The sequence below is a fragment of the Nocardia sp. NPDC057440 genome (genome assembly GCF_042802915.1).
GTDB lineage: Bacteria > Actinomycetota > Actinomycetes > Mycobacteriales > Mycobacteriaceae > Nocardia.
The window spans coordinates 366,396-388,394 of sequence record NZ_JBHVDF010000007.1; the positions used below are offsets into that span (position 1 = coordinate 366,396).

Sequence of the window (21,999 nt, forward strand, 5' to 3'; positions counted from 1 at the left end):
GCCAACTAGATTGCACCGAATTCGGACAACTTGTGTGCAAAGTAGTTGGCAAGTCCGAAGGGAGGTGCGCTGTATCTGGCAATTCTGGAACGGATCGATCTTGAACACTCTATGGGTGGCGGGGTCGAGGTCGTGCCACAACCTCGGGCCCCACCCTGACCTGGTTATGTCACGTGACAGGTTGTGGGTAGGTGGAATTCCCTCAACGCGGCTGCGTTCGGTGGGTCGAGTGCTTCCGATTGGATGGGCTGTGGCCGAGTTGCTGCTCGGAACGGTGGCTGCGTAGGTGACCAGTCCCTGCGACGTGGTGTGGTTGTTTGTTGTGTGGGCCCCTTGTTCGGCAGCCGGACACCGGTGGTGGTGGTATGTCGGTGGTCGCTCGTATCGTCGGGGTGTGACCGAGATGGGGGAGCAGGAGTGTGGGCCGGTGCGACGTCTGCCGGTGGACTCAAGCAATGCCGGGCCGCGGACCGAGTCCTGGATACGCTTCGAAAAGCACGCTGTCGCTTTGCAGTTGATTCGTGAATTGCTCGACGGGACAGGTTTGGTAGCCGCGGCGCCGCAGCATTCGTCGGATGTGGTCATGATGTACGGCGACGCGCGACCCAAGCTGGTGTCGATCAAGCACCGTGAACCGAACCGGGTAGCCGGTGATAGTGGATGGAATCGGACCGACCTCAAGGAGGTTTTCCAGGTTCTGCACCGTCAGTGGTCACAGGCCGGTCGGGTCTATCGGCCGGTGTTCTGGTCCAATGCCGGGTTCGTCGGCCCTGCCCGCCGTGATCACGACAGCGTGATCGAGGGCGCGCCGTCTGCGGATTTCGTGGACTGGCTGGTCACTGTTGTCGGGCTTGTACAGGCGGAGGCATGCGGATTCGCAGCGGATCTCGAGTTGGCGCCTGAACCATTACCGCGCAAATTCGAGATCGTGGCGACGGGAGCGGCGGCGGTCGCTCAGTTCTTGGCGCGACGAGGACGCGGTTTCGCTCGTCTGCACGCCGAGGAGGCTTTCGAGGCGTTGACCGAGCGCATTGCCGAGCTGAGCCGGGAACGTCCTGAGCCGCCACGCCGTGACGCGCGCATCCAGCTGATCGAGCACATCTATCCGCTGTTGACCGCTGGCGACGCCCGTGCGTTGGCCGCGCGGACTCTTCCGGTGGCCGAGATCGAATCCATCGTCCTCGGCGAACACGACCGGCGGCTGGCCGCTACCCTGCCCAAGCCGGGCCAGGGCTGGGTGGTCGACAACCGGTTCGTGGGGCGGGGCGCCGCGTTGGCGCGGCTGGGTGAGCTACTCGATCCGGGAGGTGTGGGTGAGGTTGTTCCGGTCGTCGTGCGCGGGATGACCGGTTGCGGGAAAACCAGTGTCGCAGTGCAATTCGCTGCCATGCAACGCGAGGCTCTTCGGTCGGTGTTCGTCAAGGCTGTCAGTCGCGCGGAGGTCATTGCCGCGTTACAGCAGCTGAGTGGGCACGGCGAGGATCTGCAGAATGTCGGTATCGCCGAGGCGCGGATTCCGGTAACCCCGGCCCTGCCGGCGACGACGGGGCTGTTGCTGATCCTGGACGGTGTCGATGATCCCGACATCGTGCGTGGTCTGATCCCGCGGCGGTCTCTGTGCCGGGTTCTGATCACCACGACCGTGACCAATCTCGACAGCGGCTATCAGGAGTTGGCGTTGTCATCCTGGGACCCCCAGGAAAGTCGGGCGTTCTTGGGTGCACACCTTCCCCACGAGCCGAGTTCCGAACACGAACGCCTGCGCGCGGGGCTCTACGATCATCCACTCGCGCTCAACCAGGCTGTCGATCACTGTCGTGTCCTGGGACGGACGATCGAAGGCTACCTGGCCCCCTCGATCAACTGCGAGAGTGCCTGGGGCTCAGCCCATCCGGAACCGTGGACTGCCCGGTTGGCACCGAATTGGGACGCCGCACCGAACAGCACCCCAAATACCAAACGGTCACCTCGATGGTTCTCGCTTTGGTGCGCACCGGCACCAAAGAATGGACCATCACTGTCGATGCCATACCCGGCACAAAATACGCCAAGTGGCTGGGCCTCGCCGAATTAGGTTGCCGTGCAGTAGGGTTCACTATCGCCGAGCATCGACGACGAGCTGCCGAACCCCCCTCGGTCAAGACCGAAACGGCATCACCGGAACGCTTGGCTACCTCTCCTGCGCCGATGCCCACAACCGATGTCGCCGCCCCTGTCGCCGCCCAACCGCTACTACTTTTCGATCCCTCTATCTACGCGATCCACGACACCATCCCGTTACGGTCGACAGTCGTCGTGAACCCGGAAAGACGTCGAAAAGCAGACGAGATCGTTGATCGAGTCCTGCGTGACGGGAAGTCGATGTCAGCCTTCGAATCTTTGGCGTACAAGGCCGATCTCGACGATCGACCGATCCGGTCTGCCGATGAAAGCCAACCCCGTACCCCACCTGTTCGACGACCAGCACTGGAGGATGATGAGGTCGTCAACCTGGCCCGTGAACTCCGCAATATGGTGTGGTCGTGGCGGATGGATGACCTGCTCGGCCTCGGTGGCGCGACAACGTTCTGGACACTGGAAAATGTAGAATCTGGCCAAATCACCATGGACACCAGATCCGTTCCTGGTAACTGCTACATCGGTGGTAGCGGTGGCGATGCCGAATTCATCGATCTGCCGGTCGCTACCCTGACTGTGGATGACAACAGTCACGCACAACTAACTGAAGCCTTCACTCGAATGGCAACCGCTCTCACCGCAAGCTACGGCGAGCCGACCGCTCGCGCCGCGGGAACGAGCCCGTGGGTCCAATGGGGGGGCGTCGAGAACACGCTAAGGCTCGCATACCAGCCGCCCTCGATCCGAATAATCCTGCGGCAAAACCCAGGTATCAATATCTTCTATGGTGAAGACGAAGCCAGACACCGCTCTGTAGAATAGCAAGGATTGTGATTGTGAGATTGGAGAAGATTCGTGCCGAGTACGGCTTTCCATGGAAGTATCGAAACTGGTGATCCGGAAATTGTCGAGCAGATATTAAGGTCGTGGCTGTCGACCGACGATCTGCGTATGCTGCCGCGTCGTGGATGGGAAGCGCATTACGAAAAAGACGACTTCGAAATTCTCTGCTATGAGGCATCGCCACAGAATCCGCCTAATTACTTCCTCCTCGAAGGCCATATCGATGTCGCCGTCGAGGCCGCTGTTTCCCGGCTGCATGAGCTTGCCGAACGGTGCCGAAATGCGAAACTCGAGTTCAGTATCGATTATGAGGAAGTCGATGTGGCCGGTAACCCGTTGAGCGAGGAACGCACCATCAGCTGATCCGGTGGCACGAGATCAACCCAGATGCTCAGCCAGGTCTTTGTGCTTAATGCGTCGCCTCTGCGCCGCGCTAACGCGCCTCCCAGGTACCAGTCACCCGGAAAGACACTGACCAGATTCCATGCAACTCTCAAATTGATCAAGCGCGTACCGTTCGCGCCGAGTTCGGTTTGGTTCCGCAATCGTATGTACTCGTCATGTGCGCGGTTCCTCGCGCCTTTACTGGTGGATCGAACTGCCATGGCCGGTCAATTCAGCCGTATACCGCCAGTTGGCGGCAATGGTGGTGACTGGACTCCGTGACGCATTCCGAATCACCGACCCGGGGCCTTGACCTACACCGCATGGAACAAGAACGCGGACGAACGCGACCTTCACCTGCCACTGCTCGGGCTGGCGCGTCAGGTTTGATCGGTCGTGCGAGCTTTCGGGACCAGGAGGGTATGGCATTGGCACTATACGCAGAAATCGAGAGAGTTGAGGAGGACGAGGAGCGTGTTCGCTACCGGTACACGGATATACAAGGCGGTCAGTACACTGTGGTCCTGAACAAGGCCACAGAGGTAATCGCGTCGGAGAACGGCGCCGACGATATGCTCTTATCGGGCCGTTGCGAGAAAGATCGCAGCTGCGTGGCTGGACAGCGAAGCTACGCCCGAGCGTCTCGTAGTGCAGTCGTGAAGGCAACATCTGGAGGCCTCGGATGAAAGTGATTCGGCGGTTTCGCCTGGTTACAAGTGGTCGGCTCGATCAAGCCCAACTCGAGGAACTTCGAGCGGCCATCGGGCTTGCCCCATCGGGTGCTGCGGACGATCCAGTAGGCAGCGAATTGGGGTGCCGAACCCGAAACCACCCGCGATACCCGTCAATTCGCGCAACCATTATCACGCTGCTGCGCACCGCCGCCGATGAATGGTCCATCACCATTGATGCCATCCCCTATTTCGACATCGCGACATCGATCGGACTCGTCGAAGTCGGCTGCCGCGCAGCAGGACTGACTGTCATCGGTCGGCATCTGTCAGCGGATGCGGCGGCCAGCGACGCAACGCCCAGCGCTGCCTCACTGGAGCGCGCACGCAAAAATCTAGAAGAAACCAGAACACATATGTGGGATGCGACCCTCACATTCGCCACCACGCCGCCAGCCGAAGCGCCGCCAGCCCGCATCACTTCCGAAGACGACGTGACATTCGACTACGCGGCGGCCACCGAAATGCTGTCGACGCGCCACGCAGGCCGACCTGAGTCGAAACCCCCCTTGGTTGCCGGCCGCATATCCGTCGCGCAGCCCACGCCGCGACCAATCGGATGGCAGGCATTGTCCGACAACGAGATCGCCGATCTCGCCGAGAAACTGCGCACGCTGGTCTGGTCATGGCGGATGGACGATTTGCTGCGCTTGGCGATCGTATTCGGTTGGCGCGACCCTCGGATCCACTCGGGGGACTGGGTTCAGTTCGACGCTGGTTTCGGCTCGGACACCGTCGACACCGTCGACATCGTCGGCTTCGATGGCGACGCGGTACGCGTAGAAGTCACCGTCAGCACCCAGGCGGCTGATACGCCTGACGGCCGTGTCATTACATTGGCGGCTTATGCCCGGATGGCGGAGGTATTGACTGGATCTATCGGCGAACCGACCGATCGCCTTGACGACAGGGTTGCCGAAATCCGCTGGACCGGTCCTGAAACAACCCTGCGGCTGATCGATTTCCAACACACGGTCCGGTTACAGGTGGTAACCAACGACTGGCTCAGCGCCCTCGACCAGGGGAATTGACAACGCCCGTACAGAGTTGATCGCGACGACCGATCGATCCGGCCCGCCGGCGAAATCCAGTGCCGCTCCCCACCTGTTCGACGACCGGCACTTCGGCCACCGGGGCGGGGTTCCGGTGGCTTTCGCGCGAGAAAGCAACGGATTTGAACATAGCCGCTGATCAGGACGGACGGGGTGTGTGGAATCCGGTCCGGTGGGTGGTGGTCCTGATCTCTTGATGTGGCGCGGGATGCGGTGCGCCCACCGGTCAACCAGTAGGGCCGACTCGATGCGGTGGTGTGCGGGAGATTAGCCACAGTGCTGGTGAGGGCCTCGTTTTGTCGAGTTTGATTGCCGATGTTGAGGTGGCTACCTTTGGGTAGCGAAATTTGTTGCGCGAGTTTCCATTCCAGTGGAACCGAACCGCGTCTGTGCACGTCGAAGAGATCAAGACCAACAACCCGGGGGGGCGAAAGGACGGAAAGTGTCGAATCCCCTTGGGGTGCAGGACTTCTCTTTGGTGCCTGCTGAGGTGACCGACGCCGGTCGTTACGTGCAGCAGACCGCGCAAGCGCTCATCAGCGGCATCCGATCGGCCGACGCCGAAGTATCGGGGCTCATGACCACCTGGCAGGGCACGGCAGCCACCGCCTACCTTGCGGGCTGGGAGGAAACCCGCCGTGGTGCGGTGCTGATCCTCGAAGCGCTCCATGACATGGGCGAGTTGCTGGGCGTGGCAGTGGCGACGGTCGTCGACCTCGACCAGGCCCGCGCCGACGTCACGAACTCACCGACGTTCTCACTGGATCTGTGAGAGCGCGCCGATGGGATTTCGAGTCGACCTCGACCACCTCGACCAGGTGACCACCCGCATCGCAGCCCTGCAAGGGTTCGTGCAGGAGTCGCTGACCGGTGTCGATCAACGGGTCACCGCGATGCACCTGACCTGGAGCGGCACCGCCGCCGACCGGCATGCCGAAGCGCACCGCGAATGGGCGCAAGGCGCAACGGATGTCCACGACGGCATCGAGATCATGCGCAAAGCCGCCGCCACCGCGCACGGCGCCTACAGCGACAGCATCGCCGCCAACCTACGGATGCTGGGGCAGGCATGACCACCGCCCTGGACGTCGAAGCACAGACCTACTACGACGCCGCGACCGCCCTCTCCTCGGCCGCGACCTCGTTTTTCGCCGGTGTCGACGCGAAGTGGTCGGCGCTGTCGGAGTGCGGCGAGATGTGCGGCAGCTACGAGGAGGCACGCAAATGGGCCACCTCCTACGACACACGCAGCGCATCGATCCTGCAATCGGTGACCCTCATCACCGAAGCCGCAGGCAACTACGCGACCATCCTGCAGCAGGTCGGCTACAACTACGAACTTGCCGAACATACTGCGACAATCGGCGCTGGTGATGCTCCCACGCGGCCTGCGGCGCTGCCGCCTCCGGTGTATCTGTGCCGGATCCCGCTGCCGTCGGCCGGTGGCAGCGGCGGCCTGGTCGAAGCTCTCAAGCTCGTGGAAGCGATCGGCATCACGGTGCCCGATGGCAACGCAACCAAGCTCACGAACATGGCCTCGACGTGGCGCGATATCGCCGCACACACCGCAGTAGCCGGGTTCGTGACCGAACTCGATCGCATCGGCACGATGTTCGACCACGTCACCGCGCCCGAACTCGCGTTCGTCGCCGAGGATCTACGCCATATCCGCGAAGACGTCCAAGGTGTCGTCGCGGCTGCCAATGAGCTTGCAGCATCCTGCCAGTCACATCGAGAATCCCTCGACGCGCTACGCGAAGCACTGAAACACGAGCTCGAGACTTTGGGTGAAGAGCTGATCAAAGAGCTCGCGATCACCTACGCGATCGGGTTGGCGGCCTCGGCGCTGACGTTCGGTATCGGTGTGGCAGTCGCTTCCGCGCGGGCGGTGCAGATCGCCGCCAAATTCGGTAAGCCGCTGCGCCTGCTCATCGAGAGCTGGAAAAGTGAGAAGAACATCGCGCATGGTGTCGACACGACCACCGACATCGCCAAAAATCAGAAAGAACTCCAGCGACTCAAGGAGCTGGGCGCCAAAGGCGCAGAGTACAGGCCGCCGACACCGAAGCTGACAGACGCCGAATTCTCCGCGCTCACGCGATACACAGCCAACGGCTACAAAGATCTGAACGAGGCGTTGCGGTCAGGACGCCTCACCGAGGAGCAGGCCGCGCGGGTACGCCAACTTAATGAGGCACTCGACAAGTACCCCAACTATGAGGGCCCGGTTGTCCGCCGCACCACCCTTCCGTCCAACGCGCTCGAGGAGTACAACGTCGGTACAACGGTCACCGAAGCCGGCTTCACCTCCACCTCACGCTCCACCTCGGCGGCCTTCGACGGCACAACAGAATTCCAGATCGTTTCCAAGACCGGCAAGAACATCGAAGACGCCAGCCAGCACGGCCCCTACAGTGGCCGCAACGAGCAAGAGGTCCTGTTCAAACCAGGCACCAAATTCAATGTGATCGATAAATTTGTTGACCCGGCAACCATGCGGACTGTGATCCGCATGGTCGAAGCGTAAGGACACGAGATGGCCAAACACATTGCAGGTAAAACGTTTTCCACTCCCGAGGAAGCGGGCGTGACCCCGCCGACGGCGGAAGAAATCGCCGCAGCAAACGCGGCCTTCGCCGCCTTCGACGCCCAACGCGCCGCCGTACCTGAGAGCGAGCGCCTGCACCTGTCGGAACGGTTCATCGACGACACCTCCGGCACCGAGTTCGACACTCGCAACAACACCTAGACCGCCGCCTCGGGCAGTACCGCAGCACCCAGCACTGCACCCGATGTCGTATCAGCGCGGACCCGCCTGGTGGGGCCCGCGCTGCTTGGCATCCGGGTTGTCGCCTAAGAGGCGGTTTTCCTACTGGCCGCGGTCTTTCTGTCGGCGCGCTTCGGCGGCGCGGTAGATGTGCTCGAACTCGGTGCCCACCAAGTCATCTCGGAAGCGTTCGGGCAGATCCGCCGGGTTGTACTGCGGTGGTCGGGCGTTGAACGCGGCGAATGCCGCGTTGGCTTCGGCCAGCAACGCCGGGTCAATAGGGTCGTTGGGGTTGGGATCTTCGAACGTTTTCCCGCCGATTCTTTCGCCCATGATGGAGCCTTTCTAACTTGTCTTTTCGACCATCTGGATCACCGTGCGGCCGGTGTTCCAATCGGTGTAGCGGTTGGTGACCTGGAACGGTGTTCCCGACTTGAACAGGATTTCCGGATTGCCGGGCGCGGAGTATTGCGTGATGTCCTTGCCGGTCTGGGAGAAGATTTGGAACTCGACGTTTCCCTCGCGCACCCCACCACCCGCTCTTGCGGGGGAGGTGCTGGTGAACGCCTCCTCGGTAATGTTTCCGCCCTTTTGGTACTTCGCGAGCTGCTCCGGGGTCAGTTCCGTTACTCGGCTGACCGGGCCCCGGTAGTCCGGCAGCTTGCTCAGTCCGGCGTTCAGGTCGTCGATATACCGTTGCTGTTCGGCGGTGATCTTCCCGGACCGCAGCGGGATGTTGGCGAATTGATGGCCGGACCCGGTGTAGTCGGTGATGGCTGTGGCTTCGGTATTGGACAGCTTCGCCGGTGCTCGTACCGCACCCAATTCCCGCAGCCGCTGGAGCTCTTTCTGGTTCTTCGCAACGTCGGAGAGGGTGTCGACGCCGCGGCCGATGTTCTTCTCCGTCTTCCAGCCCTCGATGAGCAACCGCAGCGGGCGCCCGAATTTCGCAGCGATCTGCACCGCTCGCGCCGAGGCGACTGCCACACCGATACCGAATGTCAACGCGCTCGCAGCGAGCCCGATCGCGTAGGTGATCGCAAGCTCTTTGACGAGTTCCTCACCGAGGGTTTCGAGTTCGTGTTTGAGTGCCTCACGCAGGCCATCGAGCGCGGTGCGGTGTGCCTGGCAGGACGTGGCCAGTTCACTGGCCGCGCTCACCACGGCTTGTGCGTCGTCGCGGATGTGGCGCAGATCCTCACCGATGAATGCCAGCTCGGGCGCGGCGAGACCATCGAACATTGTCGCGATGCGGTCGAGCTCGGCGACGAACCCCGCCACCGAAGCGGCCGTGGCGATGTCGCGCCAGGTGTTCGACATGTTGGTGAGCTTGGTGGCGTTGCCGTCGGGCACGGTGATGCCGATCGCCTCCACGAGCTTGAGAGCTTCGACCAGACCGCCGCTGCCACCGGCCGAGGGCAGTGGGATCCGGCACAGGTATGCCGCAGGCGGCAACGCAGCCGGCCGTGCGGGTTCACCTCCGGCGCTCATGGTCGCGGTGTGCTCGGCGAGCTCGTAGTTGTAGCCGATCTGCTGCAAAACGTTCGCGTAGTTGCTCGCGGCCTCGGCGATGAGGGTCACCGATTGCAGGATCGATTCGCTACGTGTGTCGTAGGAGGTGGCCCATTTGCGTGCCTCCTCGTAGCTGCCGCACATCTCGCCGCACTCCGACAACGCACCCCATTTCCCATCCACTGCACGGAAAAAGGCGGTGGCAGCGGTGGACAGGGCGGTGGCAGCGTCGTAGTAAACCTGTTCGTCGACATCCAGGGCGGTGGTCATGCTTGCCCCAGCATCCGCAGGTTGGCGGCGATGCCTTCGGTGTAGGCGCCGTGGGCGGTGGCCGCGGCGTTGCGCATGGTTTCGATGCCGTCGTGGACATCAGCGGCGCCTTGCGCCCATTCGTGGTGTGCTTCGGCGTGCCGGTCGGCGGCGGTGCCGCTCCAGGTGAGGTGCATCGCGGTGACTCGCTGGTCGACACCGGTCAGCGAGTCCTGCACGAACCCTTGCAGGGCTGCGATGCGGGTGGTCACCTGGTCGAGGTGGTCGAGGTCGACTCGAAATCCCATGACCACCACCTCAGTTCAGGTCTAAGGAGAAGGTCGGCGAGGCCGTGACGTCGGCGCGGGCTTGGTCGAGGTCGACGACTGTCGCCACTGTCACGCCCAGCGATTCGCCCATGTCGTGGAGCGCTTCGCGGATCTGCACTGCGCCGCGGCGGGTTTCCTCCCAGCCCGCAAGGTAGGCGGCGGCCGCACCTTGCCGGGTGGTCATGAGCCCGGATACTTCGGCGTCGGCTGATCGGATGCCGCTGATGAGCGCTGTCGCGGTCTGCTGCACGTACCGACCGGCGTCGGTCACTTCAGTCGGTACGAGGTTGAAATCCTGTACCGCAGGGGGATTCGACACTTTCCGTCCTTTCGAACCCCTTCGGGTTGTTGGTCTTGATCTCTTCGACGCTCGTTGGTGCCGTTTGGTTCCATGTGAAATCAAAACTGGCACAACGGATTTCGATTCCGACGAGTAGCAACCTCGATATTGGTATTGAAACTCGACATAACGAAGTCTTCACGTGGTGATAGCTAATCTTCGGCGCATTCGCCCTTCCGTCGAGTTCGCTCCGCTGTGTCGGTCCTGCGGAGCATCATAGGTTGGGCGCCGGTAACGGTGTGCCGCAGGGGAATTCGCAGAGGGAGGGCTCCATGTCCGACAACAACCCACGTCGCGCCTATGAGTGGTGGACCGACGAACGCAACCTCGAGCTGATCGAGCTGCTACGCGCTGAGCTGCCTATCGAAGAGATCGCCGACCGGACCGGGCGAAGCGTCACCGCGCTTCAAGGTCAGTGCCTCAATCTGCTCTCTCCTGAGATTCGAGCAAGCAAGCGCCATGCCCCGACAGTGCTGCGCAGTCTTGTGGTCTGCCCTGACTACGACTGGCGCACAGGCCCACGGGAGCGGTTCCGTCGAGCCCGGCAGGTCTACTGGGACTCCGACATGAATGCCGCCCTACGTGAGGGATGGGAGCAATCCCGGCCGCTGCATGAGCTCGCCGCGACCATCGGCGCGTCCGAAATCGAGATCGCTCGCCAGCTCATGCGTCTCGGGCTCGCCGAGAACTCCCGCGCTGCGGCAGACCATCTGGGCTTCGACCCCAACGGCACCCTCGCAGGCCAGTTGCGTCTCGCCGAGGACCGCAGCGCCTCGGCGGTCTGGGTACTCGTCGTCGACGGCGCCAGCGGAACCCGGCGCATCACCAGAGACGACGACGGACCCCGCCAGCACCTGCGGCACGTGTCGGTCCACATCGACTACGACACCGCCGACCTCACTTTGAGCAACCTGCTTCTCGACCACATCGACCAGGGCGGGGACAGCGACGACATCACCGCCACGATCGCTGAACGCACAGTCGGCTATCTCGCTGTCGGTGCCGAGCACAACATCGCGCGGCCGGTGGTTCCACGCGCTCCTGTCGACCTGGACCAGGTCGACACAGCGATCGCGCAGGAACCTTCGCCGCCGCCTACCGCCCCCACAAGCTCGTGGTCGACTCCGCTACCTACTCCCAGGCGCCAGGAGGAGCAGCCTGCGGCCGCGGAACCCGTGGTCGATCTCGACGTCGTCGAACCGCCCGCGCCGGTCGTGCCGTCGCAGCAGGCCACGCGTCTGTCTCTTCCTGCCCTTCCTGAACGTCTTCGCACGAGTCTGCGGTCCTGGCGGAAATAGCCGTCGCCCTGGTGTACCCGCTGGTCACTGATCGACCGGCGGGCGCACCGCGTCCCACGGCACCCAATGCCGCAACGTAACTTCTCTGGGGATCAACCGATCGGCGGAAGCGGCATCGGGAGAGTTTTTGCAGCTCAGTGGCTTTCGCGCGAACTGTAGCAGATCACGACACGTGTGGCTCAGCGTGCCAATTCGAGGAATCCGCAGCCGTGGCGGTGACAGCCGTCAGAGGGCCACTCCCGCGCTACCTCCTGGATTGGCCAGCCCGTCTTCTGGCTGACGGTAGCGGCGGCCATCGGCTCCGCATTCCTCACGTGACCGATAAGCGGCATTACGGGACGTTTGCCGACAGACACCCGCCTCCGATTCGAGCCGATCGGCGAGCAGCGGGACGGGTCGACTGCGTCTTCGGACCAGGACGCTCGTCGCATCGGACTTCGATCTGGTGGCACAACAGCGTCGGTAAGGCTCAACCTCGAAACGGCCTTCCGCCGATGCCTGCACGGTGCGGGCCGGACTCTTTCCCCCCGCGTCGCGCACCAGTTCGCTGTGCTGAGAAGATGTCCGGTGCCGGGGATCGCCTCGGGAGAAGGGACATGCTCATGCGACGAACAGCTTTTATCGTATCGGCGCTGATGGTCGTCACTTGCGGACTCACCGCGGTTGCCGGTCCTGCGGGAGCGGTTGACGACAAGGCGACATGCGCTGCCTTCAACGAGGCCTGGACCGATTTGAACAACCGGCTCGGAGCACTCGGCGGCGCGGGCTCGTTCTCCGAACTGCGGGAGATCTACCTCGACACCGCGGGGGAACTCCGCGTCGTGGCGGACGCCGCAGACCCGGGCGCGCTGAAAGACGCGCTGAATACTGCTGCGGCACACCTGAGTCGGCTCGAGACCGCGACGAACCTCGACGACTTCGACAGGGTGATGGGGGATCCCGCTCTCACCGCTGCCTTGGACGTGGCCGGCACGCCCTGCGGTCTCTGATGTCGCTCGGCGGCGAGACCGGCCCGCCGTCGCCGCCCGGTCTCGTGAGGGCACGCTGCGTAGCGAGCTTCATCGCCGATCGAGTCAGCTCGGAGTCGACCGTCGAACAATCCCGAATCGGCCGGCTCGGTCAGCGCGCCATGCGGCATGTGCGTGCGTTTCGGCACGCCCCGGCGGAACCGCGAATCTAGGCTTCAGCAGGTGAACGTCGTGCTAGAAACCGCGCCTTACACCACCGAATGCATCGGATGCCGGTCGCTGATAGAAGTCACGGTCATCGAGGTACTCACAGCCGGTACCCATGAATGGGACACCGCAGGCGACTGCCCCGAGTGCGGAGCCTGCTGGCACGAATGCAGTTACCCAACACCCCTGCCCGGGATGCGCGCGGCGATCTTGGCCGCCAACGGCTCAACCAACCTTCGGCTCGCTGCGGGTAGCGCCACTCCGGCGACGGTGATGCAAGCTCTTCGAAAAATCCAAACGCTATCGCTTATCGAAGCCCGCGCGATGGCCGAAGAGCTCTGTAGCAGGGGACTCAGTGGAACCCGGGTCGAAATGGAGATTTTAGTGATTGCGCTTCGCACAGCGGGTGCGATTGTCACAACCTCGTCCTCCAGCGCGGTTTGAGCAGTCGCACATCGGCATTACAGGGCGATCGACGGGGTCACTCACGGCCGCTATCGCATCGCCGACCAAGGTGGTGCCGAGATTCGCGACTGGAACCAATCGATCATCGCTCTAGCGTTTGTTCATGTTCGCGAACAGTTCCCGGTTGGCTGCACGTGCCGCCGCGAGGTCTTGATCGCGTTCTTCGAGCTGGGCTCGCAGGTCGATCAACTGCTGGTTCAACGATGCGATGTGGCGTTGGAGCTGGTCGACGTCGGCCGGAGCGCCGAGGCCGGACTCGCGCCATGCTTGCTCGCCCAACATCTCGGAGAGCTTCCTCTCCAGCTGCTTGTTGTGACCGGCGAGGCGACCGATCCGGGCGTTGGCGTTGGCGAGGTCGGCCTTGAGCGATGCGGTGGTCACCGCGGCTGCGGTGGTGTGCGCAGGTGCTGGCTCGGTTTGTGCGCAGTGAATTTGGGTGAGCAGGTCGCGGTGGCGGTAGAGGAAACTGCGGTCGACTGCCGCCGCGCGGGCGATGGCGGACACGGTGATCTCCCCGCCGGCTTCGCGGGTGGTGGCGAGGGCGTTGATGACGCGCTGCCTGCGGCGGGCGGAGTCGGTCTGGCGGCCTTGAATCATGGTGTTGGCCATGGGCGGTCATGCGCAGAAAATGCCAGGTCAAGCGGAATATCGTGGATGTCAACTACACTGCACGGCAAGCTTGAGATCCGGAAATTGCCAGATACGCTGCATACTTGCCAACTAAAACGCTCCCGGACAACCGCGGAGGGGAAGTGTCAGTTGGTACATCCGATGCAGTATGCCGATGTTACTTGACATAATGTTGATTATCGGCGCAACAACCGGGGTGTGCGGAAGTGGGCTGTATCGCCGGAATGTCGCTGCTGCGCAGGATGTTTCGACGGTTCCTCGGTTGGCTTCCCTGGATGCGCTTCTCTGTGCGGGCTGTCGTTGGTTCTTTGCATTCGAGTTTGTGTCACGGGTCCCCTGATCTCAGTTTCTGTCTGATGTAAATATTCCTGTCAAAACCGTCTTTTGGCGGAGAAACGTTGGCGCGCGCAGGATTCGGATCCGTGGCCCACTCCCCTCCGGTGGCCACCTTCCCCTAAAGCGTCACAGTGACGTTTTAGGGGAAGGTGGCAGGTCCAGTTTTGCGAGTGAATTCAATTTGGCCTGCCCGTTTGGCCGGATTGACGATGCGAGAAGGGTCCAGCGATTGCCGAGTGGATCTGTTGCGCAAGGGCCAGTTGGCGGGAGGCTGGGTAAATGTTGGTTCGGCGTTTGGTGGCGCTCTATGTCGGGTTGTGGTTGTACGGGCTTTCGATGGCGGTGATGATTCGTGCCGGCCTCGGGCTGGATCCGTGGGATGTGTTCCATCAGGGTGTGGCGGCGCATGTGCCGATCAGCTTCGGTGCGGTGACGGCGGTCACCGGGGTGGTTGTGCTGCTGGCGTGGATTCCGTTGCGGCAGTGGCCCGGCGTGGGAACGGTGAGCAATGTGGTGGTCATCGGGGTGTCGGTGGACGTCGGGTTGTGGATGCTGCCGGAGTGGGATTCGATTCCTCTGCGGGTGGCGGCGATGATTGCGGCCGTGGTGTTGAATGCGGTCGCGACAGTCCTGTACATCGGGGCGGGTATGGGTCCGGGTCCGCGGGATGGCCTGATGACTGGACTGGTTCGGCGTACCGGGTGGTCGGTGCGGTTGGTGCGAACCGGGATCGAGGTGTCGGTATTGGCCACCGGTTGGGTATTGGGTGGCAGTGTCGGCATCGGAACGCTGGTGTACGCGTTCGGCATCGGGCCGCTGATTCAAGTGATGATTCCGTATGTCGATCGGTTCCTGCCGGGATTTCGCGTGGACCGTGTGAGTGAGCCTGTCATGGTCGCCGCACCATGACAGCGCTCCGCTCTGCGCCTGCTGGAGGCATGCCTACTGCGGGGTGCGATCGAATTGTCGTGGAAGGCAGGGCGTTACCTCGACTCCCCTCCTTCGCTCGATGTTGGCGACTACACCGAGAAACGTCACTGTGACAATGTGGTGTCACGTTTGACGCCGACCGGCATCGGCCACGCAGCGAGTCGCACCTCGCGGCCTCGATCCGCGGGTTCGTCCTATTCGGGGACGATCGCTATTGCGTCGATCTCCACGAGCGCGCCTGGGCGAGCATGTCCTGCGGTGGAAACGACCGTGATGGCTGTGCGGTGATTGCCCCACACTGATCGTGACGCCGCGTATCCCACCTGTGCGTCGACCCCATGGACGAGGTAGATGTCGAGTTTGACGACATGCTCGGGACCGGTGCCCGCGGCGGCGAGCACGACCAACACGTTTCGCATTGCCTGAGCGGTTTGCGCCTCGATACCGTCGAGCAGTCTTCCGGTGCTATCGGTGCCGAGTTGGCCACCGACGTAGAGCGTCCGGGCAGCGGGTGCGATCACGCCCTGTGTGAAGGCGGGGTTGCTGGGGAGCTCTTCGGGGTCGAGGTGTGTCGTCTGTGTGGTCATGGTCTCCTCCCGGAGTTGCCGGGGTTCGTATGCAGGTAGAGGTCGCGCAGCAGACAGACCTCGGACAGGTGATGGATCAGCTCGCGGTGGATGTGCAGCACCAGATCGGCCATGGACAGCTCGGGGAAGGGCTCCTTCGCGCCGACCGGGACCAGGAGTCCGGCCTCGCCGAGGTCGCGCACGCCGGTCAGCCAGACGTCGAGCTGGGCCTCGAGCTGGTTGAGCGCGGTGGCCGCGCTGTCGGCGTATTCCCAGGTGTCGTAGGAGGCCGCGGGCGCACCGAAGTGCGACGCGTTGCGTGCGGCGAGCACGCCGACAATGACGTGACCGAGTCGCCAAGCGATCGTGGTGAAGGGCGTGGGGACCGGCGTGGGGAAGCCGTAGTCGATGGTGAAGGTCCCGGCGCCGACCTGCGTGGGCGCCGTCGAGGTGCCGCGTGGTCGCACGCTCCAGGTGTCTGGCACCGGCGACCAGAAGTACTCGTCGTCGGTGAGGCCGGCGAGCCGGGCTCGGAGCTGATGGTTCCAGTGGAACTCCCATTGCTCGCGTAGCGTCCGGTTCCAGTCGAGTTCGTTGGGCTTCATGGGTCCACCCTGGCACGCCTAGCGGACAGAATCGGTCCGCTATTTCTGGCAGGGTGGGTGAGGTGGATGTGGCGGGCGGTGCCGAGCGGGGTACGACGGAGCGGGTGCTCACCCTGCTTGGGCTGTTGCAGCAGCGCCCGGTCTGGACTGGCCCGGAGCTTGCCGACCGGCTCGGGGTCACGCCGCGCACGGTACGGCGCGATGTCGAGCGGTTGCGCGCGCTCGGGTATCCGGTGCATGGTGGCCAGGGTGTCGGTGGCGGCTATCGGCTCGGCCCGGGGCAGGATGTGCCGCCGTTGCTTCTCGACGATGCGGAGGCGATCGTTACTGCGGTCTCGCTGCTGGTCGGCGCGGGTGGCGCGGTCGCAGGTGCCGGCGACGCCGCACTGCGGGCGCTGAGCAAGCTCGATCGGGTGTTGCCCATCCGGTTGCGGCATGAGGTGCGCGCGCTCGCCGGTTCGGTGGAGTCTTTCGGTGCGGGCCGCATGCCGGTCGACCCCGAGGTACTCATCACGCTGGCCAGGGCCTGCCGTGATGAGGTGGAGGCCGGCTTCGGCTACCCGTCGGGGAGCGAGGTGCGGCGCCGGCGGGTCGAGCCTTATCGTCTGGTGGCCTCCGATCGGCGCTGGTATCTGCTCGCGTATGACCTCGATCGTGATGACTGGCGCAGCTTCCGCGTCGACCGGATGGCCGGTGTGTCTGCGCGTACCTGGCGTTTTCGTCCGCGTGTGGTGCCCGACGCGGTGTCGTATGTGCAGGAGGGGGTGGCGAGTCGGGTCTATCCGCAGCGGGCGCGTTTTCTTGTGCATGCGTCGGCCGATACGGTGCGCGCGCAGATTTCGGCGTCGGCGGCTGTCGTGCGTCGGCGTGGGAGCGAGGCTTGTGAGGTGCTCAGCGGGGCAGGCAGTCTCGACGTTGTGCTGATGCATGTGCTCCTGTTGGGGCACGATTTCGAGGTGCTCGAACCGCCGGAGTTGGGGAGGCGCTGTCGGGTGCTGGCGGAGAGACTGCTGGCGGCTGGTGCGGCGATCTCACCGGTGTCGGAGGGGGAGCAGTGATCGCGGCGGCCTCGGGGTGTGCTCGAGCTGTCTGGTTGCGGGACGCCGCCGTGTCTTGAAATCTGCTTTGCGGCACGGATGTTCGCGTGAATGGCAGTTGCTCTCGGGCGCTGTGTGTCTTGGCGGCTTGGGGATTCCTGGGTTGTGTTCGATCGGGTTCGATCGGGCTCGGTCGGTAAAGTCGCTGTCAGGGTGGTATTTTCACCCCATGCTGGACGTGCGTCCAGTTTGTTCGACTCGCGACGACGGGTCACTTGTGGAGGGTTCATGAAGAAGGTGTCTCGGGTGTTGATCGCGTGTGCGGCTGTCTGCGTGACGCTGCCCGTCGTTTCGGAGTCGGTGTCCGCGACGCCGCCGCGGTTCGGCGAGTATGTGGCGCTGGGTGATTCGTGGGCGGCGGATGCGACGCTGAATCCGGGGCTGGTGAGCGGGGAGTTCGTGCCACTGGCGTGTGTGCAGAGCCGGGGCAGCTATGCCAAGCAGGTCGCTGCGGCGCTGGCGGTCGCGGTGTTCCGGGATGCGTCCTGTGGTGGCGCGCGGACTGTCGACATGACGGGAAGCCAGAAGGGGCTCAATCCCCCGCAGTTCGATCGGCTCACCCCGTCGACGGATTTGGTGACGCTGTTGATCGGCGGCAACGATGCGGGTTTGGCCGCTGCGGTCCAGGGGTGTCCGACTCTCGATCCCGGAGCGACGCCGTGCTTGGATTCTTTTGTCGTCGACGGGGTTGATCGAATGTCGGCGAGTATCGCGGCGGCGGAGCCGAAGGTGGTCGCGACGATCGAGGGCATTCGAGCGCGGGCACCGCACGCGCGGGTGCTGGTGTTGAACTATTTCCAGGGTGTCGGCACCGAGGGCGGGTGTTTTCCGGCGATCCCGATTTCCGATGGTGATGCGCGATGGGTGGGCCGCAAGCTGGTCGAGTTGAATGCGATGGTTGCGCGGGCGGTCGAGGCGACCGGCGTCGAGTTGGTCGATACGTATGCGGCCAGTGACGGGCATGATGCGTGTCAGCCTGCGGGTGTGCGGTGGGCGGAGGGTTTGGTGCCGTTCAGCAGTGACCCGGTGGGCCCGGCGGTGCCGTTCCATCCGAACCAGCTCGGCGCCGACCATCAGGCGCGCAGTGTGCTTGCCGCGGTCGGCGGGTAGCGCGGTAGCGTTTCGCGGCGGAACACCGCGCCCACGGGTGGCCGAAAATATCGATTCAATGGCCGTCCGGCTCTCTCACCAGAGGTATCCCGATGCCTACCGTTGTCGGTATGACTACACCGCCGCGATCATGTTCAGGCCGAACACGAATCTCGGTGTTGATTCGGACCGGAAGGTAAGGCGCGCACATGGGGACGCACTACGACGTGCTGGTGATCGGTTCGGGATTCGGTGGCAGTGTCTCGGCGCTGCGGTTGACCGAGAAGGGTTACCGGGTCGGTGTGCTGGAGACCGGACGGCGTTTCGCGGATGCGGAGTTCGCGAAGAACTCGTGGCATGTGAAGGAGTATCTGTGGGCGCCGAAGCTGGGTTGCTTCGGTATTCAGCGGTTGACGTTGCTGAACGACACTTTCATTATGAGCGGTTCCGGTGTCGGGGGCGGGTCGCTGGTGTACGCGAACACCTTGTACGAGGCGCCGGAGACGTTCTATCGCGATCGGCAGTGGTCGCATATCACCGATTGGAAGTCGGAGTTGGCGCCGCATTACGACCAGGCGAAGCGGATGCTGGGGGTGACGACGAATCCGGCGACGACGCCGTCGGATCGGGTGATGCAGGCGGTCGCCGAGGATATGGGAATCGCGCAGACGTATCGGCGTACGCCGGTGGGAGTGTTGTTCGCCGACAAGGACACTCGGCCGGGTGCGGCGGTGGCTGATCCGTTCTTCGGTGGGTGGGCCCGCAGCGGCGGTCGTGCACCCATTGCGGCGAGTGCATGACCGGGTGTCGGCACGGGGCGAAGAACACGCTGGTCAAGAACTACCTGTATTTGGCGGAGCGGGCCGGTGCCACGGTGCACCCGTTGACGACGGCGGTGACGGTGCGCCCGTTGCCTGCCGGCGGGTATGCGGTGGACACGGTGCGGACGGGGCGGTGGGTGCGTAAGGCGAAGCAGACGTTCACTGCCGATCAGGTGGTGTTCTCCGCGGCGGCGCTCGGCACTCAACAGTTGTTGCACACGTTGAAGGATCGCGGGGTGTTGCCGAATGTCTCACCGCGTCTGGGGCATCTCGCGCGCACCAACTCCGAGGCGGTGCTGGCGTCGCGTTCACGCAACAAGGATTCGGATTTCACCAAGGGGGTCGCGATCACATCCTCGATCCATCCCAACGAATACACCCACATCGAGCCGGTGCGGTACGGCAAGGGCAGCAATTTCATGGGGTTGTTGACCACGGTGTTGGTCGATGGTCAGGATGGTAAGCGCCGTTGGGTGCTGGGTCTGCGTGAATTGGTGCGCCGGCGCCGGGATCTGGTGACGTTGCACAATCCGCGGCGGTGGTCGGAGCGGACGATCGGCCTGCTGGTCATGCAGAATCTGGACAACTCGATCATCACCTACAACAAGCGGGGCCTGTTCGGTAGGCGGATGACCACCACACCGGGGACCGGTGCGGCTCCCCCGGCGTGGATTCCGGAAGGCAATGATGTCGCCCGCCGGGTGGCGGAGAAGATCGACGGCATCCCGCAGGGTTGCTGGACCGAAATGGTGAATATCCCGATCACCGGTCATTTCATCGGCGGCTGCGCGATCGGGGACTGTCCCGACTCCGGTGTGGTGGACCCTTATCACCGGTTGTACGGCTATGAGGGTTTGCACATCGTGGATGGTTCGACGATCTCGGCGAATCTCGGGGTCAATCCGTCGCTGACGATCACCGCGCAGGCGGAGCGGGCAATGTCGTTGTGGCCCAACAAGGGTGAGGTCGATCAGCGTCCGCCGTTGGGTGCGCGGTACCGCAGGATCGATGCGATCGCACCGAAGAACCCGGTGGTGCCCGTCGCGGCGCCCGGCGCGTTGCGCCTGTCGATCACCCCGATCTAGTCGGTGTTCGGGTGCGGTGTGGGTGGTGCCCGAGGAGTGTCTGCGGATCTGCTTCGGGTGCGGAGACCTCGACCGTCAGTGGGCGGAATGATTGGTTGTCCTCGACGATCAGGATCGGGTGCGGCCAACGAATTTCGGAGTGGGTGATCTCTGCGGCCCGGTCCAGTAGGTGTTCCGGTGGCGCGGCGCTCAGGAGAGAACGCGCTGCCACTTCCACCCGCGCCGATGTTCTCGGAGCGGGCGGAAGTGGCAGCGCCGACTCGACATCGAACCCGAGGTCGACGACGGTCCGCTCCTCCGGTGCGGAGGGCGGCCGAGGCGTCAGACCGCCTCCCAGGCGAACCCGTCGGGGTCGGTGAAGGTTCCGGCGCTACTGCCGATGACGATCCGGTGGGATCCGGTGCCGTCCGGGGAGACGCCGGCGTCCTTGGCGGCGGCGCGGCGCCCGTAGAGTGCCAGTTTGACCGACGACCCGGGGGTCGCGAACTCGACGTACTTGCTGCCGAAGCTCTTCGCGACGGCCACACCGCGGTCGACGTAGAACTGTTTGGTCGCCTTGACGTCCTCGACTCCCAGCAGCAGTACGACGTCGTCGACCTCGCGGGTGGCTGGGCCGGTGTCCTTCTTCTGTGACGTTGTGACCTTCCAGATCGTCCCGTCCGGGGCCTGGATGACGCCGCCGTAGCCCCAGAAGCTCTTCTTGGCCGGCTTCAGCGTGGTGAAGCCGGCGTCGAGCGCGGTGGCGATGAGGCTGTCGACGGTGCTCGGCTGGGATACCACCAGCGACATGATGAAGCCACGGAAGCCGGTCGTGGGTGCCTGCGAGGCGCGGAACTTCAGCGTGTCACCCAGCCCGAAGGCGGCGGCGTAGATGGCCTCGGCGGCCTGGGGGTCGGTCACTTCGAGGGTGACGGGTTCGATGGTGGTCATGGCAGTTCCTTCGGTGAGGTGGTGGGGTTGGGTGAGTCGCTGCTCGGTGTCGTGATGACGCCGAAAACGGCAGTCGGGTCGGTGGTTATCGGTCCTGAATCAGCCCGAGGACATTGCCGTCGGTGTCGGTTACCGTGGCCACCAGGCGGCCGCCGCCGACGTCGTGCGCAGGCTCTTTCACGGTGGCGCCCGCGTCGGTCAGCTCGGCCAGCTTCGCCTCGATGTCGGGCACGTGCCAGTAGGACACCGGTGCGGTCGAACTCTGCGGTCCCCCACTCGGCACCAGTCCGATGTGCTGGCCCTCGGCCTCGAATCCGACGTAGTAGGACGAGTCGGTCTGCGGTGCTACCCCGAGCAGGGCGGCGTACACCGCCTTGGCTGTCGCCAGGTCGGACACGGGATGCAGCACGGTCTTGATTCCGTGGGTGGCAGAGCTGGTCATGTTCACTCCTGAAGTCGTGGGTCGTATCGAGCCGGTGTGTCCGTGTGTTCGGGTGAACCGGACGTGCTCATAGCTTCGCCTCCGGCGGGGCCGGCCCACATCCGTGGCGACCACGGAACCGTCCACTGATCGGGGCACGGATCGCCTACGGCCGCTGCTGTGTGGCTGGAGGGACACCCCGTGACCGGACGTGACGAAACGCGAT

The 21,999-nt window shown here is 63.7% G+C and carries 24 protein-coding genes and 1 pseudogene; 16 read left to right on the forward strand and 9 right to left on the reverse strand.

Translation table 11 applies throughout. The features are described 5' to 3' along the window. Positions 1-394: 394 nt before the first annotated feature. From ACFU4Z_RS17750 to ACFU4Z_RS17790, 9 genes are all read left to right on the forward strand, one after another. Positions 395-2,074 carry a hypothetical protein gene (locus tag ACFU4Z_RS17750; protein ID WP_379064128.1) on the forward strand — a complete coding sequence of 560 codons (1,680 nt, stop codon included), beginning with the start codon at positions 395-397 and terminating at the stop codon, positions 2,072-2,074. Then, on the forward strand, positions 1,972-2,940 hold the full coding sequence (locus ACFU4Z_RS17755) for a DUF6301 family protein (protein ID WP_379064130.1): 969 nt from the start codon (positions 1,972-1,974) through the stop codon (positions 2,938-2,940). The genes ACFU4Z_RS17750 and ACFU4Z_RS17755 overlap by 103 nt, the downstream gene beginning before the upstream one ends. Before the next feature lie 33 nt (positions 2,941-2,973). Next, a complete protein-coding gene (locus ACFU4Z_RS17760; RefSeq protein WP_379064132.1) occupies positions 2,974-3,324 on the forward strand; it encodes a hypothetical protein in 351 nt (116 codons plus the stop codon). A gap of 199 nt (positions 3,325-3,523) precedes the next feature. After that, complete coding sequence (locus ACFU4Z_RS17765) at positions 3,524-3,658, forward strand: hypothetical protein (protein ID WP_379064134.1); 135 nt, start codon at positions 3,524-3,526, stop codon at positions 3,656-3,658. 369 nt (positions 3,659-4,027) lie between these two features. Next, positions 4,028-5,107: a DUF6301 family protein gene (locus ACFU4Z_RS17770; RefSeq protein ID WP_379064136.1), complete on the forward strand. Its 1,080-nt coding sequence runs from the start codon at positions 4,028-4,030 to the stop codon at positions 5,105-5,107. A 463-nt stretch (positions 5,108-5,570) separates the two neighbouring features. Next, complete coding sequence (locus tag ACFU4Z_RS17775; protein ID WP_379064138.1) at positions 5,571-5,900, forward strand: WXG100 family type VII secretion target; 330 nt, start codon at positions 5,571-5,573, stop codon at positions 5,898-5,900. A 10-nt stretch (positions 5,901-5,910) separates the two neighbouring features. Beyond that, the gene (locus ACFU4Z_RS17780; RefSeq protein WP_379064140.1) at positions 5,911-6,201 is read left to right on the forward strand and encodes a WXG100 family type VII secretion target; all 291 of its coding nucleotides are present in this window, start codon (positions 5,911-5,913) and stop codon (positions 6,199-6,201) included. A gap of 197 nt (positions 6,202-6,398) precedes the next feature. Next, positions 6,399-7,655 (forward strand): ADP-ribosyltransferase, encoded by a 1,257-nt coding sequence (locus tag ACFU4Z_RS17785; protein ID WP_379064142.1) that lies wholly within the window; start codon positions 6,399-6,401, stop codon positions 7,653-7,655. Between the two features lie 9 nt (positions 7,656-7,664). Further along, the gene (locus ACFU4Z_RS17790) at positions 7,665-7,877 is read left to right on the forward strand and encodes a hypothetical protein (protein ID WP_379064144.1); all 213 of its coding nucleotides are present in this window, start codon (positions 7,665-7,667) and stop codon (positions 7,875-7,877) included. Positions 7,878-7,997: 120 nt separating this feature from the next. Here ACFU4Z_RS17790 and ACFU4Z_RS17795 read toward each other — a convergent pair whose 3' ends face one another. Genes ACFU4Z_RS17795 through ACFU4Z_RS17810 form a run of 4 tightly spaced genes read right to left on the reverse strand, consistent with a single transcriptional unit; the run spans position 7,998 to position 10,304 of the window. After that, positions 7,998-8,228: a hypothetical protein gene (locus ACFU4Z_RS17795; protein ID WP_379064146.1), complete on the reverse strand. Its 231-nt coding sequence runs from the start codon at positions 8,226-8,228 to the stop codon at positions 7,998-8,000. A 12-nt stretch (positions 8,229-8,240) separates the two neighbouring features. Further along, a complete protein-coding gene (locus ACFU4Z_RS17800) occupies positions 8,241-9,677 on the reverse strand; it encodes an ADP-ribosyltransferase domain-containing protein (RefSeq protein ID WP_379064148.1) in 1,437 nt (478 codons plus the stop codon). Next, entirely contained in the window at positions 9,674-9,964 is a 291-nt protein-coding gene (locus ACFU4Z_RS17805) for a WXG100 family type VII secretion target (protein ID WP_379064150.1), read from the reverse strand. Before ACFU4Z_RS17805 ends, ACFU4Z_RS17800 begins: the two co-directional genes overlap by 4 nt. Positions 9,965-9,974: 10 nt before the next feature. Further along, positions 9,975-10,304, reverse strand: a complete 330-nt coding sequence (locus tag ACFU4Z_RS17810) for a WXG100 family type VII secretion target (protein ID WP_379064152.1) — start codon at positions 10,302-10,304, stop codon at positions 9,975-9,977. Positions 10,305-10,597: 293 nt separating this feature from the next. Between ACFU4Z_RS17810 and ACFU4Z_RS17815 the strand changes: the two genes are divergently transcribed. From ACFU4Z_RS17815 to ACFU4Z_RS17825, 3 genes are all read left to right on the forward strand, one after another. Next, positions 10,598-11,623, forward strand: coding sequence for a hypothetical protein (locus ACFU4Z_RS17815; RefSeq protein WP_379064154.1), 1,026 nt, complete (start codon positions 10,598-10,600; stop codon positions 11,621-11,623). A gap of 602 nt (positions 11,624-12,225) precedes the next feature. Continuing rightward, positions 12,226-12,612: a hypothetical protein gene (locus ACFU4Z_RS17820; protein WP_379064156.1), complete on the forward strand. Its 387-nt coding sequence runs from the start codon at positions 12,226-12,228 to the stop codon at positions 12,610-12,612. A 201-nt stretch (positions 12,613-12,813) separates the two neighbouring features. Further along, a complete protein-coding gene (locus ACFU4Z_RS17825; RefSeq protein WP_379064158.1) occupies positions 12,814-13,242 on the forward strand; it encodes a hypothetical protein in 429 nt (142 codons plus the stop codon). Between the two features lie 111 nt (positions 13,243-13,353). Here ACFU4Z_RS17825 and ACFU4Z_RS17830 read toward each other — a convergent pair whose 3' ends face one another. Then, positions 13,354-13,872 carry a DUF6262 family protein gene (locus ACFU4Z_RS17830; RefSeq protein WP_379064160.1) on the reverse strand — a complete coding sequence of 173 codons (519 nt, stop codon included), beginning with the start codon at positions 13,870-13,872 and terminating at the stop codon, positions 13,354-13,356. Between the two features lie 636 nt (positions 13,873-14,508). Here ACFU4Z_RS17830 and ACFU4Z_RS17835 point away from each other — a divergent pair. Then, the gene (locus ACFU4Z_RS17835; protein ID WP_379064162.1) at positions 14,509-15,138 is read left to right on the forward strand and encodes a YitT family protein; all 630 of its coding nucleotides are present in this window, start codon (positions 14,509-14,511) and stop codon (positions 15,136-15,138) included. A gap of 215 nt (positions 15,139-15,353) precedes the next feature. Here the strand turns inward: ACFU4Z_RS17835 and ACFU4Z_RS17840 are convergent, their stop codons facing one another. Together ACFU4Z_RS17840 and ACFU4Z_RS17845 are read right to left on the reverse strand one after the other, a co-directional pair. Beyond that, on the reverse strand, positions 15,354-15,746 hold the full coding sequence (locus ACFU4Z_RS17840) for a RidA family protein (RefSeq protein WP_379064164.1): 393 nt from the start codon (positions 15,744-15,746) through the stop codon (positions 15,354-15,356). Further along, positions 15,743-16,330, reverse strand: coding sequence for a DinB family protein (locus tag ACFU4Z_RS17845; protein WP_379064167.1), 588 nt, complete (start codon positions 16,328-16,330; stop codon positions 15,743-15,745). The genes ACFU4Z_RS17840 and ACFU4Z_RS17845 overlap by 4 nt, the downstream gene beginning before the upstream one ends. Positions 16,331-16,383: 53 nt before the next feature. Here ACFU4Z_RS17845 and ACFU4Z_RS17850 point away from each other — a divergent pair, with 53 nt between their 5' ends. The 3 genes and pseudogenes from ACFU4Z_RS17850 to ACFU4Z_RS17860 all read left to right on the forward strand — a co-directional run bounded on the left by ACFU4Z_RS17850 (position 16,384) and on the right by ACFU4Z_RS17860 (position 20,422). Further along, a complete protein-coding gene (locus ACFU4Z_RS17850) occupies positions 16,384-17,388 on the forward strand; it encodes a helix-turn-helix transcriptional regulator (protein ID WP_379064169.1) in 1,005 nt (334 codons plus the stop codon). A gap of 267 nt (positions 17,389-17,655) precedes the next feature. Next, complete coding sequence (locus ACFU4Z_RS17855) at positions 17,656-18,537, forward strand: SGNH/GDSL hydrolase family protein (protein ID WP_379064171.1); 882 nt, start codon at positions 17,656-17,658, stop codon at positions 18,535-18,537. A gap of 188 nt (positions 18,538-18,725) precedes the next feature. After that, a pseudogene (locus ACFU4Z_RS17860) lies at positions 18,726-20,422 on the forward strand (GMC oxidoreductase). Positions 20,423-20,743: 321 nt separating this feature from the next. Here ACFU4Z_RS17860 and ACFU4Z_RS17865 read toward each other — a convergent pair. Further along, positions 20,744-21,352: a glyoxalase gene (locus tag ACFU4Z_RS17865; protein ID WP_379064173.1), complete on the reverse strand. Its 609-nt coding sequence runs from the start codon at positions 21,350-21,352 to the stop codon at positions 20,744-20,746. Positions 21,353-21,437: 85 nt separating this feature from the next. Continuing rightward, on the reverse strand, positions 21,438-21,794 hold the full coding sequence (locus ACFU4Z_RS17870; RefSeq protein ID WP_379064175.1) for a VOC family protein: 357 nt from the start codon (positions 21,792-21,794) through the stop codon (positions 21,438-21,440). Positions 21,795-21,999: the final 205 nt, after the last annotated feature.